This is a genomic window from Alcanivorax sp. HI0083, assembly GCF_001635175.1.
Map to the genome: position 1 here is coordinate 1 of NZ_LWFX01000746.1, position 315 is coordinate 315.

General features: G+C 42.2%; 1 protein-coding gene. It reads right to left on the reverse strand.

What is annotated here, in order from left to right:
* Nucleotides 1-315, reverse strand: a 315-nt coding sequence (locus A3754_RS28495; protein ID WP_231880535.1) for a radical SAM protein, incomplete at both ends; no start/stop codon positions are given.

Here is a 315-nt window from a genome sequence, read left to right on the forward strand (position 1 = left end):
CCTTATTCCAAGCGCCTGGGGTGCCTCTTATATAGTCATGAATGGTATCGACATGGCTATCTAAAGAGATATACAAAATATCGGGACCCTCAACAACGAATCTCTTATACAGTGAAGGGGCTATCAATGAAGAATTTGAAACAGCTATAACATTCAGACCAAGGCTTTTCGCTGACTTCGTTAGAGCAAAGAAATCCTCGATTTTTAACATTACTTCCCCACCGGAAAGCACAACATTCCCATGGGGATTGAGCTTGGCAAAACCCTCGACAACTTTTATTTTCTCTGCCAAGGTTAAAGAATGGGGGCTGTCTT